At 53.5% G+C, this 1,672-nt stretch carries 2 protein-coding genes and 2 pseudogenes; 1 reads left to right on the forward strand and 3 read right to left on the reverse strand.

Features of this window, described 5'->3' with window-relative positions:
• Positions 1-288, forward strand: a pseudogene (locus G9X64_RS22750) (hypothetical protein); the annotation flags it as partial.
• Positions 289-637: 349 nt separating this feature from the next.
• Here the strand turns inward: G9X64_RS22750 and G9X64_RS22755 are convergent.
• From G9X64_RS22755 to G9X64_RS22765, 3 genes and pseudogenes are all read right to left on the reverse strand, one after another.
• Positions 638-1,156: a hypothetical protein gene (locus G9X64_RS22755; RefSeq protein WP_096772377.1), complete on the reverse strand. Its 519-nt coding sequence runs from the start codon at positions 1,154-1,156 to the stop codon at positions 638-640.
• Positions 1,157-1,194: 38 nt separating this feature from the next.
• On the reverse strand, positions 1,195-1,521 hold the full coding sequence (locus G9X64_RS22760) for a hypothetical protein (RefSeq protein WP_239619762.1): 327 nt from the start codon (positions 1,519-1,521) through the stop codon (positions 1,195-1,197).
• Positions 1,479-1,619: pseudogene (locus G9X64_RS22765) on the reverse strand (transposase domain-containing protein); the annotation flags it as partial. The gene G9X64_RS22760 and the pseudogene G9X64_RS22765, both read right to left, overlap by 43 nt.
• Positions 1,620-1,672 lie beyond the last annotated feature (53 nt).

Consider the following 1,672-nt stretch of genomic DNA (forward strand, 5'->3'; position numbering starts at 1 on the left):
AGCAACCAAAAACCGCTGGAGCGAACGCAAAACTGGATAAAACTTGGGGGCAAGGTCAGCAGGTCTGCGATTTATCGCGATCTGCAGAAGCTTGGCTTCAGCTTTGCTGATATTGTAAAGTACAACGACTATCATAGTGACGAAGGGCCGGCCGCGCCTTTGATGGTGCGGAATGCTTTTCAGGACAAGGAGGCGTATTTCGACACCTTAAAGAACGCATATCTCAGCTTTTATCTGAGAAAGGACTTTGTCTCGGAGTATGAGAGCCTCGTTGCGAACGGCTACTAGAGCCCTGCTCGGACGTCAGGTCAGGTGTTCCGGCACCTTATCCTTACTCTCGTTTGGGGCTTCGGCAAAGGCCGTCCGGTGATATATTGGTCTATGAGAATGCTACGACGGCAACGGCTTGGGTTCCAAAGTTGGCAGGTGCGACGGACCGGATGCCGTCGCAGCTATTATAGTCCACATATGGTGTTCATTTTTAGGAGAAACTTCTTTCGAAGATCTACAGAGTGCGGGCCGGCCAAGGTTGCCAGATATCGATCAAACTCCGCTTCCAATTCTGTGTGGAATAGTGTGCGGTTCACAGTGATTTGACCATTATCGAAGCGCATTATTGGGCCGCTGACCCCGACCGTCATCTTTTCGGTCGCCCGCTGTGATGGAGTGCGCATCGCCCTTGGCTATAGAACTCGTCAGCCTTCTTCGTCGCCACCATGCCAGCGCCGAGACAATTGATAAATGGCTGCCAGTTGCTCAGGAACTCTCTAAACAGCCGACCGCTTTGACGTGTATGGTTGGTCATGCCCTCACGGAAACCTTGAATTGTTTCGAGAACGAGGCAATCCAGGGCGAGGATCGCAAAGCCATATGTTTGCTGGTGGTTAGATTTATCGACATCGATCAGGGTCTGCGCTGGCTTGATAAATCGGCCCTGTATGCGATCCCTTAGGACATCGACTGCTTTCAGCCACTCCTCCTGTTTCGGATTGTCGGGATCCAGTTCGAGGCCGCGCCAGAACGCGACCGTGTACTTCGGACTGATCTGCAGGCTACGGCTCTTTGTTGTCTCGCTCGTTCGCTTAGCTTTCAAGAAATCGCGATACTGGACCCCAACACGGAGAAGTCGTTGGGCCGGATCTGCTTTCGTAAGCATCCGGTGATTGCCGCACCTGGCGCTGATGGTGTGTAGGTTCAGCGGTCTGACTGAAGTGCCCCGACGGCTCTTGCCGCCTTGTCGCAGCGCTCTGAAAGTTCTGGGTATGAGAGCCCCATGTGCTCGGTCGCGATCTTGAAGAGATACTGCGCGATGGCATCAACTGAGGCGGTTTGATTGGCCAGCATGCCATAGACGGTATCGGCATAGGCATCATATTCGTCTTGCGCTTCAGGAATGTCCGACACCCCGATGGGGTCCCACTCGGTGAGCAATATTTTCCGAATGATAGCTCGGTTGGCTTTGCGATCCATCGTTGATCCTATGCCGCAACGGCTGCTGTTTGCGTCGGTTTCCAGTTCCACGGCAGCAATTGCTCCAGCCTGCTGATCGGCGTGTCGGCAATGTTGGCGAGAACGTCGGCGAGCCAAGCCTGTGGGTCGATGTCATTGAGCTTGGCGGTTTATGCCGACCGGCGAACTATGCCGATTAATCAACTTTTTGCCAACGTTTCCA

Source organism: Rhizobium sophorae (genome assembly GCF_013087515.1).
Taxonomy (GTDB): Bacteria; Pseudomonadota; Alphaproteobacteria; order Rhizobiales; family Rhizobiaceae; genus Rhizobium; species Rhizobium sophorae.